Source organism: Celeribacter indicus (assembly GCF_000819565.1).
GTDB lineage: Bacteria > Pseudomonadota > Alphaproteobacteria > Rhodobacterales > Rhodobacteraceae > Celeribacter > Celeribacter indicus.
On the sequence record NZ_CP004393.1, the window covers coordinates 1,083,459 to 1,097,685 of the forward strand.

A 14,227-nucleotide genomic window follows, 5' to 3' on the forward strand; every position below is an offset into this window, starting at 1 on the left:
GGAAAAGTAGGGACTTTATCCCGGTATAAGGACCAACAGGCTCGGCATGGGCACACCGCCAGACACTGCCCTCGGACGCTATCTGAGAGACTGCCGCGCGCGCCTCGATCCGGCGGCCTTCGGTTTTTCCGGCACGCGCCGGCGCACGCCCGGCCTGCGGCGGGAGGAGGTCGCGCAGCGCGCGAATATCAGTCCCACCTGGTATACTTGGCTCGAACAGGGGCGGGGCGGTGCGCCCTCGGCGGATGTGCTGGACCGCATCGCCGGGGGGCTGATGCTGACGGATGCGGAGCGGGAACATCTTTTCATGCTGGGCCTCGGCCGCCCGCCCGAAGTCCGCTACACGCCCCCGGAGGGCATCACGCCGCGGCTCCAGCGCCTGCTCGACGCGCTGGAGATCAGCCCCGCCATCGTCAAGACCCCCCTCTGGGACGTCGTCGCCTGGAATCGCGCCGCGGCGGCCCTGCTGACGGATTACGGCGCACTCCCGCCGGACCAGCGGAACATCCTGCGGCTCGTCTTCGGCAATGCCCGCATCCGGTCGGCGCAGACGGATTGGGACAATCTGGCGAGCTTCCTGGTCGCCGCCTTCCGCGCCGATGTGGCCCGTGCCGGGGCGATGTCCGAGGTGGGCGGCCTTGTGGCGGAACTCTGCGCCATCAGCCCGGACTTCGAACGCCTGTGGCATGGCAATGACGTGCGCGCCCATGGCGAAGGGGCCAAGCGCATCCGCCATCCCGAGCTGGGCCTGATCGAGCTGGAATATTCGAGCTTTGCCGTCGATGGCCGTCCCGACCTGGGCATGATCGTCTACAACCCGGTACGGCAGGGCGATGCCGACCGGATCCGGGCCCTGCTGCGGTCGCACCCCGCCGGGTGACCGCGAGGCGGGTGATGACCGCATTGTCCGGGGCATGAGCCGCGGCGCGACCGGCGCGCGGTCTCCCAAACCATCGCGTTCACGGTTCCCCGACACGCCCGAGCGGAGGTGCGGGGCGTGCCGATCCCGAGGCCTGGGCGGGGCGGTCAGCGGCTCGCGCGGTCCTCTCCACGCAATCCGGTCCGGAGAATTGTAATTAATAATGAATTGCAGTTGCAAAAATTCTGACGGGGGCTATTGATATTGCGACTCGCTCGCAATCTAATGGGGGCGAGCGGGTGCCGGATCTCGACAACAGGAAAGGAACGCTCATGTCTTTGAAACCGATACGACTGGCGGGGGGCGTGGCCGCGACCGTGCTGCTGGCCGGTGCGGCGATGGCTGCGGAGGACCGGATGAAGGTCGTGACCACCTTCACCGTGCTCGCCGACATGGCGCAGCATGTGGCGGGGGACGCGGCGGAGGTCGTCTCGATCACCAAGCCGGGGGCGGAAATCCACGGGTACGAACCCACGCCGCGAGATATCGTGGGGGCGCAGGATGCCGATCTCATCCTCTGGAACGGGATGAACCTCGAGCTGTGGTTCGAGCAGTTCCTGACCAATCTCGGGGACGTTCCCTCGGTCACGCTGACCGAGGGCATAGATCCGATCCCGATCGCGGCGGGCGCCTATGAGGGCAGGCCGAACCCCCACGCCTGGATGGGGCTCGACAATGCGCTCGTCTATATCGACAACATCCTCGCCGCCTTCAGCGCGCAGGATCCCGACAATGCGGCGACCTATGCCGCGAACGCCGCGGCCTACAAGGACGAGTTGCGCGCCACGCTGGAACCGCTCCGGGCCGAGATCGCCACGATCCCCGAGGCGCAGCGCTGGCTCGTGACCTGCGAGGGCGCGTTCAGCTATCTTGCGCGGGACTTCGGCATGAAGGAGCTCTATCTCTGGCCCATGAATGCCGACCGGATGGGCACGCCGCAGCAGGTGCGCGCGGTGATCGACGGGGTGCGGGAGAACGACATCCCGGTGGTCTTCTGCGAGAGCACGGTCAATACCGCCCCGGCCGAGCAGGTGGCGCGCGAGACCGGGGCGCATTACGGCGGCGTGCTCTATGTCGACAGTCTGTCGGAGGCCGGGGGGGCCGTTCCCTCCTATCTCGACCTGCTGAAGGTGACGTCCGAGACGGTCGCGGAGGGGCTCCGGGCCGGCATGAACTGAGACATTTCGCCAACGGGCGTGCCGGACGATGCGCGTCCGGCAGCTCATATCCGCATCAGGCGCCGGCCCTGCCGGCAGAAAGATCAAGATGAGAGACGAGACCCGCAAGACCGCACCCCCCACTCCGGAAGGCGCAGCTTCGGGGGGCGGCATCGCGGCGCGGGACGTCACCGTCACCTATCGCAACGGCCATACGGCGCTGCGGCATGCCTCCTTCGAGGTTCCGCGCGGCACCGTCACGGCGCTGGTGGGGGTGAACGGGGCGGGGAAATCGACGCTCTTCAAGGCGATCATGGGCTTCGTGCCGGTGGCACAGGGGGAGATCAGCCTCCTGGGAATGAGCGTGAAGGAGGCGCTGAAGCGCAACCTCGTCGCCTATGTGCCGCAGGCCGAGGAGGTCGACTGGTCCTTTCCCGTGCTGGTGGAGGACGTGGTGATGATGGGGCGCTACGGCCACATGGGCTTTCTGCGCCGCCCCGCGCAGGCCGACCGCGACGCGGTAGAGGCGGCACTCGGCCGCGTCAACATGCAGGAGTATCGCCACCGCCAGATCGGGGAACTGTCGGGCGGGCAGAAGAAGCGGGTCTTCCTCGCCCGCGCGCTGGCGCAGGACGGGCAGGTGATCCTGCTCGACGAACCCTTCACCGGCGTCGACGTGAAGACCGAGGAACAGATCATCGCGCTGTTGCGCGAGATGCGCGACGAGGGGCGGGTGATGCTGGTCTCGACCCACAACCTCGGGACCGTGCCCGAATTCTGCGACCGGGTGGTGCTGGTGAAGGGCACGGTGCTGGCCCATGGCCCGACCGAGACGACCTTCACCCGCGAGAACCTCGAGGCGGCCTTCGGCGGCGTGCTGCGGCATTTCACCCTCGGCGGGGCGGACCTGCACGATGACGACGACGGGCGCCACCTCTCGATCCTGACCGATGACGAGCGGCCCTTCGTCCAGTACGGCGACAAGGTCCATGTTTCGGAGGGGCGGAAATGAGTGCGCTGCTCGAGCCCTTTTCCTATGGCTACATGACCAACGCGATGTGGGTCTCGGCGCTGGTCGGCGGGGTCTGTGCCTTCCTGTCCTCCTATCTCATGCTCAAGGGCTGGTCGCTGATCGGCGACGCGCTGTCGCATTCGGTCGTGCCGGGCGTGGCCGGCGCCTATATCCTCGGCCTGCCCTTCGCGCTCGGCGCCTTCCTCTCCGGCGGGCTGGCGGCGGCGGCGATGCTGTTCCTGTCGGACCGCTCGGGGCTCAAGGTCGATGTGATCATCGGCATCATCTTCACCTCCTTCTTCGGGCTGGGGCTGTTCATGGCCTCGGTCAACCCGATGTCGGTGTCGATCCAGACCATCACCATGGGCAACATCCTGGCGATCACACCGGAAGATACGCTGCAACTGGCGATCATCGGCTTCGTCTCGCTGGCGGTGCTGATCCTGAAATGGAAGGACCTGATGGTGGTCTTCTTCGACGAGAGCCATGCCCGCTCCATCGGGTTGCGTCCCGGCCTGCTGAAGGCGGTGTTCTTCGTGCTGCTCTCGGCCTGCGTGGTGGCGGCGATGCAGACGGTGGGGGCCTTCCTCGTCATCGCCATGGTGGTGACGCCCGGCGCCACGGCCTACCTGCTCTGCGACCGCTTCCCGCGGCTGATCGCGACCTCGGTGGCCATCGGCACGGTCACGAGCTTTGCCGGCGCCTATGTCAGCTATTTCCTCGACGGCGCGACCGGCGGGATCATCGTGGTCCTCCAGACGCTGATCTTCCTCGCCACCTTCGTCCTCGCGCCGAAACACGGGCTTCTGGCGGCGCGGCGCAAGGCGGCCGAGGCGCTGCGGGCGGAGGAGGTGCAATGATCGACATGCTCCTGATGCCGTTCCAGTTCGGCTTCATGCAGAATGCCTTCTGGATCTCGCTCATCGTTTCGGTGCCGACGGCGCTGCTCTCCTGCTTCCTCGTGCTGAAGGGCTGGGCGCTGATGGGCGACGCGGTGAGCCATGCGGTGCTGCCGGGGATCGTGCTGGCCTATCTGCTCGGCCTGCCGCTGATCCTCGGGGCCTTTGTCGCCGGCATGGTGACGGCGCTGGCCACGGGCTACCTGTCGGAGAACAGCCGGGTGAAGCAGGACACTGTGATGGGTGTCGTGTTCTCCGGCATGTTCGGGCTGGGGATCGTGCTATACGTGGCGATCCGCACCAATGTCCATCTCGACCATATCCTCTTCGGCAACATGCTGGGCGTCGGAACCGGCGATCTCTGGACCGCCGGGGTGATTTCTGTCTGTGTCGCCGCGGCGCTGCTGCTGAAATGGAAGGACCTGATGCTGCACGCCTTCGACCCGGCGCAGGCACGGGCCTCGGGCCTGCCGGTGGGCCTGCTGCATTACGGGCTGCTGACGGTGCTGTCGCTGACCATCGTCGCGACGCTCTCGGCCACCGGCCTCATCCTGGCCGTGGGGCTGCTGATCACGCCGGGCGCCATCGCCTTCCTCGTGGTGCGCAGCTTCGGACGGATGCTGGCGGTCTCGGTCGCGGTCTGCATGGTCGCGATGCTGGCGGGGACCTATCTCAGCTTCTTCCTCGACAGCGCACCCGCACCGACCATCGTGCTCATCCTCACCGCGATCTTCCTCGCCGCCTTCATCCGCAGGGGACTACAGACCCGCCGCGCCTCCGCACGCAGTCCCGTCTGAGACCGGATGCGGAGGGCGGGGCGCGGGGCGGTGTTCAGCCGAGATGGCTCCGCACAAGCTCTCCCGCGCGGGCAAAGGCGGCACGGGCGCCGGCGACGGCACGGTCCTTCTCCGCTTCGCTCAGGGCCGCGGCATCGAGGGCCGAGGTGAACTGCCTCCAGTGTTCCGCGCGCCCCTCTGGCGCCGGTGCGAGATGCCGGGCGCCGCGGGTTTCCGACAGGCCGAGCCGTTGCGCGGCCTTGAACAGGAAGGCGGCTCCGAGGTTGGAGCCCTCGACGACATAGAGCCAGCCGAGCGCCTCGGCGGGGTCGGAGATTCGCGTGGCCGCGGGCGAGGCCCCGCTGACGGGACCGTCCCCGCCCAGATCGGCGAGGTCGCGCGCCACAGCCTCGTATCGCGGCAGGGCGGAGAGGCCGGGGATGATCTCGCCGAGGGCGGGCATGTCGTAGAGCGGGCTGACGTCGCGGTGCAGGTCATGCTGCATCTTCAGGAAACGCCGGTAATTCCCGAGGCTGTCGAAGGGGTTTGCATCCATGATCCTCCGGTCGAGCCGTTCATGGGTGTCGCGGGTCTCCGCTTTCAGCCTCTTGCTCAGGGGCAGCGCGAGCGTGGCGGTCGTGTCGGTCATCTGGCAGTCCGGTCCTTGAAAGGGCGCGGCCCGACCTTGGACTGGCAGGGCCGGCGGGTGGATGGTGTGCGCACCGGGGTGGCGGTGGCGGGTCGCGCCCCGCCGCCCCGGCCGCGCATCTCAGAACGTGGTCTCGAGGTTCAGGCGCAGGGTCCGGCCCGGAGCCGGCGTCCAGCCGTCCAGGGCGTCGATATAGTAGCGGTCGGTCACGTTCTCGACGCTGAGCGACAGGCGCGTCCGGTCGTTGAGATCGTAATCGACGAAGAGATCCCCGACGGCATAGGGCCGCCAGACCGCGGTGCGCTGCCGGTCGCTGGTGGTCAGCGGGGCCATGCGGCTGCCGGCGTGGTGGATCGTCGCCCCGACCGTCAGGCGCTCGTCGAGAAACCGCATGCCGGCGGTCAGGCTGGTCATCAGCTCGGGCGGCAGGTGGTTCGTCGCGTAGTCATAGAGCACGGCGGTATCCTGGCAGCCCTCCGTGTAGCAGAACTCGTAATCGAGATAGTAGGTGGCGGACGCCTCCGCAAAGAAGCGGCGGCTGTCGTAGCGGCCGGAGAATTCGAGCCCGGTGAACTCGGCACGCGACAGGTTGTCGAAGGTGAAGACCGGCTGGCCCGGCACCGGATCCGCGGGGACGCGCGACACATAGTCGTCATAGCTGTTGTGGAAGGCCACGAGCTTCAGGCCGAGCGTGTCTTCGGCCAGCCACAGATCCTTGCGCAGCAGATTGGCGCCCAGCTCGACCGTATGTGCCGTCTCTGCCCGCAGGTCGGGGTTGGGCGTGGCATTGGCGTCGCTGCCCATGGTCTCTCGCAGGGTCGGCGGCCGCACGCCTTCGGCATAGCGGGCAAAGAATTGCAGGCCAGGAACGGCCTCCCACATCGCGCCGACACTGGGGTTCAGCCGGCCGCCGTCGCGGGTGGCGTCGGCGGAGTCCGTGGCATTGCGGTCCTTCAGCCGCCAGGCGTCATAGCGCAGCCCGGCCGAGAGCGACAGGTTGCCCGCCGTCCAGGTCCCGCTCGAGAAGACGCTGGCCACGTCGCGGGTGCCGTTGCTGGGCGACATCCGGACGCAGGGCGTGTTCGTCATGGAGCGGCTGCAATATTCCTCCGCATCCATGTCTTCCCTCAGCCAGGAGATCCCGTAGCGCAGGCTCAGCTCCCCGACGCCGGCGGTCAGGCGGCTGGTGTTGGTCACGTCCACGCCGTAGGTCAGCGTCTTCGAATAGCGCGGCTCGTCGGCCGGCAGGATATTCGGCGGGAAGTAAAGAGCACCGCCCACCGCGCGCGTCGTGCCGGACACGTCGGTCATCCAGAGATTCGCCTCGAGGTCGATCAGGTCCGAACCGGGCTGCCAGCGGTAGCGCGCGGTATAGGTCTTCGCCTCGATGTCGCTCAGTTTCACCTGCCGGAACCCATTGTCCTGCATGAAGAGCAGCGAGCCCATGGATTCACCGAATTTCGTGCGGTGATCCGTGTAGCCCAGTTGCAGCGCCTGCCCGTCCTGCCAGTAGAAGGTCGCCTTGGCCATCAGCGTCGAACTGTCCTCGGAACTGTTGAAGACTTCCTCCCCCGGTTTGGTGAAGGACAGCGGATAGTCGCGGCCGTTGAACTCGTATGTGGTCGGCCCCTCGGTGCCGGCGAAATAGTTGCCGCGCTTGCGGCGCGCATAGGCGAGGAACAGGTCGACATTGTCGCCGAGATATCCATAGGCGAGGCTGCCGGAGAGGTTGTCGGCCTCCGTCAGCCCCGGCGCGTCGTCGCGCTGGTCGTAGACCGGGGACTGGGGCGTCGAATGCGGCGCGGAGGCGGCGTTGTCGCCGGCGCCGAAGCGCAGGCGCCATCCCTGGGTCTCCCCCTCCGGCACGATGTCCTTGGCGGTGAGCGTGCGCACGGCGACGACGCCGCCCGTCGTTCCCGCGCCCTGCGCCGTGTCCGTCGGCCCCTTGGCGACGCCGATGTCCGCGATCAGGTCCGGGTCGAGGTAGACCCGCTCGTCCACGCCGATATAGCCGCGCCAGGTGGTCGATGTCTGCTGCGTGCCGTCGATCGCGACCTTCGTCCGGTTCTGCCCCTGCATGCCGCGGATGTTCACGTCGAGCTGGCTGCCGTTGTGGTTGGCCGAGGCGATCACGCCCGGCGTCCCCTTGAAGATGTCGCCGGGCGAGGCCCCGCGCCGTCTGGCGATCTGGTCGGGGGAGATGTAGCTGGCGGCGGAGCCGGTGCGATAGGGCGCCTCCGCCAGCCGGGCGGTCGTCATGGTGATCGGATCGAGGAGCGTCTCGCCCTCCGTGCCCGCCGCATCGGTGCTCACGGGGCGGAACAGCACGATATGCCCCTCGCCGGCGGTGCGCCAGGTGAGGCCGCTGCCGGCCAGCAGGCGGTCGAGCGCCGTCTCCGCCGACATCTGCCCGCTGAGCGCGGGGGCCGTCCGCCCGCGCAGCAGGGTGGCATCCGCCGCCACCTGGTAGGAGGTCACCCGGCCATACTGCGCCAGGGCACCGGCAAGGGATTGGGCGGGAATGTCGAAGGAGATCGTGCCCGTTTGCGCGGCCTCCTGCGCCCATCCCGCGGGCGCGGCCACCGGTCCCATCGCCAGCGCCGCAAGCACCAGCGGCCGTCCGAAGAGCTTGGAAAATCTTGTCATCTTGTCTGTCCCATGATCTGCGACCTCGCCTGGGACAGCGTCTTGCGGCTACCTGGGGTTCTTTCGGTCTTCCCTGTCAGGACGATGGACGGGCGCGGATTTTCGGCTCCGGCGCGATTTTTTTACGTCGCCCCGTAGATCAGCCTCAGGCTGCCGACCCGGCGGACCACGAGGTCCAGCGAGGCGGCGAAGGTCCGCAGCGCCTCCTCGGGGCTCGACAGGTCGAAATAGCCGGTCACGCGCCGGTCCCTTGCCCCGCCGATGAGGATCACCGTGCCGCCCGCCTCGCGTTGCAGCCGTTCGGCGACCTCGAGCGCCGGGCGATCCTCGACAAAGAGCTTGCCCTCGCGCCATTCGGCAAAGGTCGCGGGATCGCCGCTCCCCTGGGAAAGCGTGCCGTCGGCCTCCAGCCTTTGCCAGTCGCCCGCCTGCAACACCGCCTTCGCCCCGGTGCCGGACAGCCCGTCGAGGCCCACGGATCCCTCCGTCACCGAAACGCTGGCCGAGGCGCCCATCCGGTCGACCTCGAACGCCGTCCCGATGGCGCGCGCTTCCAGCGTCCGGGTGGACACCACGAAGGGACGCGCGGGATCGTGGGCGACCTCGAAGAAGGCGGTGCCCTCCAGAAGCGTGACGCCCCTCCGCGCCCCGGAAAATTCGAGGGCGACGGCACTTCCCGCGGCCAGCGTCACACGGCTGCCGTCGGACAGCGTCAGGTGCTGTATCTCGCCGGGACGGGTCATGTAATCCGCCCGGAGACGCATCGTCAGCTCGGGGCCGAAGAGCAGCGCCAGCATCAGCACGGCCGCGAGCGCCATGCCTCCGGCGAGGCGCACACCCAGGCGGGAGGCGTGACGTTTCGGGGCAGGGGGGACGGGGGCGGGGGTGGCGGGCCATGCCTCCCGCGTTCCGAGCATGTCCCAGCTGCGGCAGGCCAGCGACCAGGCGTCCGCACGGTGCGGGTCATCGCCCAGCCACCGCTCATGTGCGGCCCGCAGGTCCGGATCCGTCGGGGCCTCGCGCAGCCTCATCAGCCAGTCGATCGCCTGCTCCTCGATCTCCGCGCCTGACAGGAGGGGCGGTTCGCTGCTCCGTTGATCACTCATGCTCGCCATCCAAAGCTCGACTGCACGCTATCAGCCCCTTGCGCACGAGGCCATGCGCCGTGCTGACGGAAATCTTCATCTCGTCGGCCACCTCCTGAAGCGTGCGCTGCTCGAGGCGGTAGAGCTCCAGCGCCCGGCGCGTCCGGGGCGGCAGCGCCTCGACCGCCCGCAGGACCAGCCGGACCCGCTCCCGGTCCGCGACGATCGTCTCGGGGTCCGGGCGATGGTCGGGCAGGTTCTCCCATATGTCGTCCGCCACCCGCATCTTCCGCTCGCGCCCCTGCCGCCGGCCGGTGTCGAGCGCGAGGTTCCGCACGATCCGTTTCAGGTAGCCGAAGGGTTCCGAAAGCCGGGCCGGGGCGCGGGTGGCGAAGCGCAGATAGGCCTCCTGCACGAGATCCTCGCTCATCGTCCTGTCCCCGAGGAGCCGGGCGGCATAGTCCACGAGATCCGTCCTGTGGCCGGTCATCTGGAGAAGGGCTCGTTTTCGATCCGTCATCTGAAACTGAAACGCCATGCCTGAAGGGAGTTCGGAGGTGTGGCGGATCTGTCGGGCCTGGCTGCACCGCAGCAGCGCCTATCCCATGCCCGCCCGCTTGTCCAGTCCCGGCCGTCGGCGCCCGATGCCGGAGAGGAGACGCAGGCGCGTGCCGCCGGAGAGGGCGGGCTCCCGTCCGCCGACCGCTTTCGGACCGCACCCGACGGCGCAGGACATTCCCGGAAGCACGCCGGGGAGCGGGGGCAATCCGAGTGTGACATGCGCGGAGAGCACCGGGCAGGCGGCCGGCGCAGGAGGTGCAGGGCGGGGAGATGTCCGCGCCGCAAGGAACCTCGTCATTCCTGCGGCGCGGAAGGGAGAGGGGGCGTCAGCCGCGCGGCGCGAGCCGTTTCTCGCCCGCTTCCACCCGGAGCGGCAGGAGGTTCTCGCGCGGGGGCAGCGGACAGACGGCGTGGGGGGTGAAGGCGCAGGGCGGATTGATCGCGCGGTTGAAGTCGATCACCACTCTGTCGCCGCTCACCTCCTCGCCGAAGACGAACCGTGCCTTGGGATAGGTCTCGTCGAGCGAGGTGAGATCGCGGAACACGAATTGCGGCCGGTCCGCCGTGCCGTAGGTCGGCAGGAAGGCGACCTCCTGCCCGCCGAGATCGAAGATCGCGCGGCGGGTCACCGGCACGCGGGTCGGAATGCCGATCACCGTGTCGAGCACCAGATCCATCGGCTCGGGCAGGTCCTCCCACCTCGCGGTGATGCGCAGCGCAGGGTCGAGCGGGAAGAAGGCGATCTTTCCCGGATCGCGGGGCAGCGCGGCGTCGCGGATGCGCAGTGCGCGCCGCTCGTTCAGCGTGGTGATCTCCATCAGGAAATCCCCGTCCCGCCAGCAGAACCGCCCCTCCGCCCGGTCCAGATCCACCGGGGCGCCCTCCGCGGGGTCGTAGCGGCCGCGGTCGCCCGTCCCGAACTCCAGCGTGCCGAGATGCTCCGGCGCGCGTTCGAGCGGGATGTCCGCCCCGGCGCCGCTGCCGATGCGGTAGCGGCCCGGCGTGATCCACCAGCGCCCGGCCAGATTGAGCCAGCCGTCCTCTGCGGTCAGCCTCGCGAGGCGGTCCTCGAACCAGGCTCTGTGGGCGCGGGCGAATGTGTCGGTCATGGCAGGATCCTTTCGGTCGGAGGCCAGGGGGCAGGGGGCGCGGCCGGCATGCGGGGGATGCTGGCCAGAAGGGCACGGGTATAGGGATGGCGCGGCGCACGCAGGATGTCGGCGGTCGCCCCGGCCTCGACGATCCGGCCGCGGTCGAGCACCACGAGCCGGTCGCAGAGCGCGGCCACCACGCCCATGTCGTGCGAGACGAAGATCATCGTCACCTGCTGCGAGATCTCGCGGAACAGGTCCACGATCCGCACCCGCGTCGAGAGGTCGAGCGCGCTCACCGCCTCGTCGGCCAGCACCAGTTCGGGACGGCTGACGATGGCCCGCGCGATGGCGATCCGCTGGCGCTGCCCGCCGGAGAACTGGTGCGGGAAGCGGGTGAGGACGTCGCCCGTCAGCCCCACCGCCTCGATCGCGGCACGCGCCATCTGCCGGTGGTCGCCGGGGATCTTCAGGGACCGCAGCGGCTCCGTCACGATCCGTTCGACCCGGTGGGCGGGGTTGAGCGAGGAATAGGGGTCCTGGAACACCGCCTGCACCCGGCGCCGGTATCCGCGCATGTAGCGCGCCCGGCCCGCCTCCAGCGGTGCGCCGTCGAACAGGATGCGTCCGCTGTCCGGCCGGTCGAGGCCGAGAAGCAGCCGCAGCAGCGTCGATTTCCCCGACCCGCTCTCGCCCACCAGCCCGACATTCGCCCCGCGCGGCACGGTGAAGGAGACGTCCTCGAGCACGGGGCCGCCTCCGGGATAGGCAAAGCCGACATTCTCGACCGAAACCAGGCTCATGGCCGTCCCTCCAGCGCGGCGTCGAAGCGGCGCGCCGCCTCGACCAGGGTCCGTGTATAAGCCTCCGCCGGCGCGGTCAGCACCTGTCGGGCGGGCCCCGTCTCGACCGCGCGACCGTCGCGCATGACGAGGACCCGCTCGGCCACCTGCCCGACCACGGCGAGGTCGTGGCTGATGAACAGGAGCGCGATGCCATGCTCCTCGACCAGTGCCAGCAGCAGCTTCACGATCTCGTCCTGCGTTGTCACGTCCAGCGCGGTGGTCGGCTCGTCCGCGATCAGCAGGCGGGGGCGGCAGGCCAGCGCCATGGCGATGGCCACCCGCTGCCGCTGTCCGCCGGAAACCTCGTGCGGGAAGGCGTGGACGATCCGCTCCGGCTCCGGCAGGCGGACCTGTTCGACCAGCGACAGGACCTCGCGGTTCACGGCCGCCCGGCGCGTGTCCTCTCCGGTACGTTGCCGCCGCCGTTTCACCGGCAGCGCGATCTGGCGCCCCAGCGTCATCAGCGGGTCCAGCGCCGTCAGCGGTTCCTGGAACACCGTGGCCACGGCGGAGCCGCGCAGCCCGGCAAGCCGCCGCTCCGGCGCGCCGACGACCTCCTCGCCGGCGAGAGTGATCCGCCCCTCGGGCCGGATCGCCGCGGGCAGGATGCCGTTCACCGCCAGCGCGGTCAGCGACTTGCCCGACCCGCTCTCCCCGATCAGCCCGAAGCGTTCGCCCTCGCCGATGGTGAAGGAGAGGTCCTCGACCAGCCGCGTCCCGGTCGTGCCGAGGCAGAGCCCCTCGACGGTGAGGATATCCGCCATCAGCCGGCCCTCCCCGTCGGGTCGAACCGGTCGCGCAGCCCGTCCGCCACGAGGTTCACCCCGATCACCAGCGCAAAGAGCGCCAGCCCCGGCAGGATCGCTCCCCAGGGCGCCGCGTAGACCGTGCCCTGCGCCTCCTGTAGCATCCGGCCCCAGGAGGCGTTCGGCGGCGGTGCGCCGAGGCCGAGGTAGGACAGGGACGCCTCGGCCATGACGGCGAGCCCGAATTGCAGCGCGAGGGTCACGCCGAGGAAGGGCGCGATGTTGGGCATGATGTGCCAGAGCGCGATGGCCGGCCAGCCCGTGCCGGACACGCGCGCGGCGGTGATGTAATCCTGCGACAGGATGCGCTTGGTCAGGATCCGCGTCACCCGGCCGACGATGGGCGAGACCCCGATGCCGAGCGCGAGGATCGCCGTGCCGAGGCTCGCCTGTTCCCGCGCGGCGACCACCAGCATGGCGATCAGCAGCGTCGGAAAGGCGATCAGGATGTCGAAGACCGCGGCGAGGGCGTCGTCGAGAAAGCGCGTCGCGAAGGCCGCGAGCATGCCCGTCGTCACGCCGATGACCGCGCCGATCGCCACGGCGCCCGCGCCCACCACCAGCGCGATGCGCGCGCCGATCATGAGCTGGGTGAACAGGTCGCGGCCCAGCCGGTCGGTGCCCGCCCAGTGCGCCGGGCCCGGCGGCTCGAGCCGGCCGCCGATCATGTCGTTCAGCGCGTAGGGGGTCCAGAAGAAGGACAGGATCCCGCAGGCGAAGATCACCGAGACGATGGCGATGCCCAGCCAGTGCACCGGGTTCATCCGCCGTTTCGCGGCGCGGGGTGCGGTGCCGCCGCTCATCGCCGCGCCCCTCCGCGCAGCCGCGGATCGAGCAGGCGCTGGAGGATATCCGCGAGGAAGCCGGTGATCAGCACGAGAAGCGTCGAGACGAGGAGCACGCCCTGGATGTTCGGATAGTCCCGCTGCTGGATGGCGAGGAGCAGCATCGAGCCCATGCCGGGCAGGGAGAACACCTGTTCCACCACCACGGCGCCGAGGAAGGTCGTCGACAGCTCGATCCCCAGCACGGCCACGACCGGCACCGCGCCGTTGCGTAGCCCGTGGCGCAGCAACGCGCCGGTGAAGCTCTCTCCGAGCGCCCGCGCGGTGCGCAGGAACTCGCTGTCGAGCACCTCCAGCGTCGCCGCGCGCACGTAGCGCATCAGCGAGGCGGACATGACGAGGGCGATGGTGAGGACCGGCAGGATGATCGAGCGGATCGCGCGCGCCGGGTCGTCGTAGCCGCGCAGCGGAAAGCCCCCCGAAGGAAGCCAGCGCAGGTTGAGCGCGAAGATGTAGACCATGATGATGCCGAGCCAGAAGACCGGCACGGCGATCCCCGCCTGGCTGATCACCGACAGGCCGAGCCCGGACCAGCGTTTCGACGTCACCGCCGCCAGCACGCCCAGCGGCACGGCGAGGAGAAGCGCGAGCACGAAGGCGGCGAAGGTGAGCGGCAGGGTCACGCTCAGCCGCGCCCGGATCTCCTCGATCACCGGGGCGCGCGAGACGAAGGAGCGGCCGAGGTCGAAGCGCAGCAGGTCGTGCAGGTAGGTCAGGAACTGTTCGCCGAGCGGCAGGTCGGAGCCGACCTGCTCCTGCGCGGCGGCGATCTGCTCCGGCGTCGCGCCGACGCCGACCAGGGCCGCCGCCGGATCGCCGGGCAGCAGCCGCAACAGGACGAACAGCACGAGCGCGGCAACGAAGAGGGACAGCAGCAGGATCACGATCCGCCGCAGGAGGTAGCGCAGCATGGCGGGTTGCACCCTTTGGGACGCA

14 protein-coding genes are annotated in these 14,227 nt (G+C 69.3%); 5 read left to right on the forward strand and 9 right to left on the reverse strand.

From position 1 onward, the window contains the following. Nucleotides 1-46: 46 nt before the first annotated feature. From P73_RS05540 to P73_RS05560, 5 genes are all read left to right on the forward strand, one after another. The gene (locus P73_RS05540) at nucleotides 47-880 is read left to right on the forward strand and encodes a helix-turn-helix transcriptional regulator (protein WP_043868808.1); all 834 of its coding nucleotides are present in this window, start codon (nucleotides 47-49) and stop codon (nucleotides 878-880) included. A 311-nt stretch (nucleotides 881-1,191) separates the two neighbouring features. Next, nucleotides 1,192-2,097, forward strand: a complete 906-nt coding sequence (locus P73_RS05545) for a metal ABC transporter substrate-binding protein (protein ID WP_043868809.1) — start codon at nucleotides 1,192-1,194, stop codon at nucleotides 2,095-2,097. 88 nt (nucleotides 2,098-2,185) lie between these two features. After that, a complete protein-coding gene (locus P73_RS05550) occupies nucleotides 2,186-3,088 on the forward strand; it encodes a manganese/iron ABC transporter ATP-binding protein (RefSeq protein WP_043868810.1) in 903 nt (300 codons plus the stop codon). Beyond that, nucleotides 3,085-3,948 (forward strand): metal ABC transporter permease, encoded by an 864-nt coding sequence (locus P73_RS05555; protein WP_043868811.1) that lies wholly within the window; start codon nucleotides 3,085-3,087, stop codon nucleotides 3,946-3,948. Before P73_RS05550 ends, P73_RS05555 begins: the two co-directional genes overlap by 4 nt. Further along, nucleotides 3,945-4,784 carry a metal ABC transporter permease gene (locus tag P73_RS05560; RefSeq protein WP_043868812.1) on the forward strand — a complete coding sequence of 280 codons (840 nt, stop codon included), beginning with the start codon at nucleotides 3,945-3,947 and terminating at the stop codon, nucleotides 4,782-4,784. Before P73_RS05555 ends, P73_RS05560 begins: the two co-directional genes overlap by 4 nt. A gap of 34 nt (nucleotides 4,785-4,818) precedes the next feature. Here the strand turns inward: P73_RS05560 and P73_RS05565 are convergent, their stop codons facing one another. The 9 genes from P73_RS05565 to P73_RS05605 all read right to left on the reverse strand — a co-directional run bounded on the left by P73_RS05565 (nucleotide 4,819) and on the right by P73_RS05605 (nucleotide 14,202). Beyond that, entirely contained in the window at nucleotides 4,819-5,412 is a 594-nt protein-coding gene (locus P73_RS05565; RefSeq protein ID WP_043868813.1) for a biliverdin-producing heme oxygenase, read from the reverse strand. Nucleotides 5,413-5,532: 120 nt separating this feature from the next. Next, the gene (locus P73_RS05570; RefSeq protein ID WP_043868814.1) at nucleotides 5,533-8,058 is read right to left on the reverse strand and encodes a TonB-dependent receptor; all 2,526 of its coding nucleotides are present in this window, start codon (nucleotides 8,056-8,058) and stop codon (nucleotides 5,533-5,535) included. Between the two features lie 122 nt (nucleotides 8,059-8,180). Further along, nucleotides 8,181-9,164: a FecR family protein gene (locus P73_RS05575; protein WP_158401914.1), complete on the reverse strand. Its 984-nt coding sequence runs from the start codon at nucleotides 9,162-9,164 to the stop codon at nucleotides 8,181-8,183. After that, nucleotides 9,157-9,633, reverse strand: coding sequence for a sigma-70 family RNA polymerase sigma factor (locus P73_RS05580; RefSeq protein WP_043868815.1), 477 nt, complete (start codon nucleotides 9,631-9,633; stop codon nucleotides 9,157-9,159). The genes P73_RS05575 and P73_RS05580 overlap by 8 nt, the downstream gene beginning before the upstream one ends. A 397-nt stretch (nucleotides 9,634-10,030) precedes the next feature. Next, the gene (locus tag P73_RS05585; RefSeq protein WP_043868816.1) at nucleotides 10,031-10,813 is read right to left on the reverse strand and encodes a DUF1684 domain-containing protein; all 783 of its coding nucleotides are present in this window, start codon (nucleotides 10,811-10,813) and stop codon (nucleotides 10,031-10,033) included. Further along, entirely contained in the window at nucleotides 10,810-11,598 is a 789-nt protein-coding gene (locus tag P73_RS05590; protein WP_043868817.1) for an ABC transporter ATP-binding protein, read from the reverse strand. Before P73_RS05590 ends, P73_RS05585 begins: the two co-directional genes overlap by 4 nt. Continuing rightward, complete coding sequence (locus tag P73_RS05595; protein ID WP_043868818.1) at nucleotides 11,595-12,404, reverse strand: ATP-binding cassette domain-containing protein; 810 nt, start codon at nucleotides 12,402-12,404, stop codon at nucleotides 11,595-11,597. Before P73_RS05595 ends, P73_RS05590 begins: the two co-directional genes overlap by 4 nt. Continuing rightward, nucleotides 12,404-13,249, reverse strand: a complete 846-nt coding sequence (locus P73_RS05600; RefSeq protein ID WP_043868819.1) for an ABC transporter permease — start codon at nucleotides 13,247-13,249, stop codon at nucleotides 12,404-12,406. Before P73_RS05600 ends, P73_RS05595 begins: the two co-directional genes overlap by 1 nt. Further along, nucleotides 13,246-14,202 (reverse strand): ABC transporter permease, encoded by a 957-nt coding sequence (locus P73_RS05605; protein WP_043868820.1) that lies wholly within the window; start codon nucleotides 14,200-14,202, stop codon nucleotides 13,246-13,248. Before P73_RS05605 ends, P73_RS05600 begins: the two co-directional genes overlap by 4 nt. Between the last annotated feature and the right edge of the window lie 25 nt (nucleotides 14,203-14,227).

What these genes read in the sequence shown, in the direction of transcription:
- P73_RS05540 (WP_043868808.1), top strand. Translation starts at nt 47, where the DNA reads ATGGGCACACCGCCAGACACTGCCCTCGGACGCTATCTGAGAGACTGC.
- P73_RS05580 (WP_043868815.1), bottom strand. Translation starts at nt 9,633, where the DNA reads ATGACCGGCCACAGGACGGATCTCGTGGACTATGCCGCCCGGCTCCTC.
- P73_RS05545 (WP_043868809.1), top strand. Translation starts at nt 1,192, where the DNA reads ATGTCTTTGAAACCGATACGACTGGCGGGGGGCGTGGCCGCGACCGTG.
- P73_RS05605 (WP_043868820.1), bottom strand. Translation starts at nt 14,202, where the DNA reads ATGCTGCGCTACCTCCTGCGGCGGATCGTGATCCTGCTGCTGTCCCTC.
- P73_RS05560 (WP_043868812.1), top strand. Translation starts at nt 3,945, where the DNA reads ATGATCGACATGCTCCTGATGCCGTTCCAGTTCGGCTTCATGCAGAAT.
- P73_RS05595 (WP_043868818.1), bottom strand. Translation starts at nt 12,404, where the DNA reads ATGGCGGATATCCTCACCGTCGAGGGGCTCTGCCTCGGCACGACCGGG.
- P73_RS05555 (WP_043868811.1), top strand. Translation starts at nt 3,085, where the DNA reads ATGAGTGCGCTGCTCGAGCCCTTTTCCTATGGCTACATGACCAACGCG.
- P73_RS05600 (WP_043868819.1), bottom strand. Translation starts at nt 13,249, where the DNA reads ATGAGCGGCGGCACCGCACCCCGCGCCGCGAAACGGCGGATGAACCCG.
- P73_RS05565 (WP_043868813.1), bottom strand. Translation starts at nt 5,412, where the DNA reads ATGACCGACACGACCGCCACGCTCGCGCTGCCCCTGAGCAAGAGGCTG.
- P73_RS05590 (WP_043868817.1), bottom strand. Translation starts at nt 11,598, where the DNA reads ATGAGCCTGGTTTCGGTCGAGAATGTCGGCTTTGCCTATCCCGGAGGC.
- P73_RS05575 (WP_158401914.1), bottom strand. Translation starts at nt 9,164, where the DNA reads ATGAGTGATCAACGGAGCAGCGAACCGCCCCTCCTGTCAGGCGCGGAG.
- P73_RS05550 (WP_043868810.1), top strand. Translation starts at nt 2,186, where the DNA reads ATGAGAGACGAGACCCGCAAGACCGCACCCCCCACTCCGGAAGGCGCA.
- P73_RS05570 (WP_043868814.1), bottom strand. Translation starts at nt 8,058, where the DNA reads ATGACAAGATTTTCCAAGCTCTTCGGACGGCCGCTGGTGCTTGCGGCG.
- P73_RS05585 (WP_043868816.1), bottom strand. Translation starts at nt 10,813, where the DNA reads ATGACCGACACATTCGCCCGCGCCCACAGAGCCTGGTTCGAGGACCGC.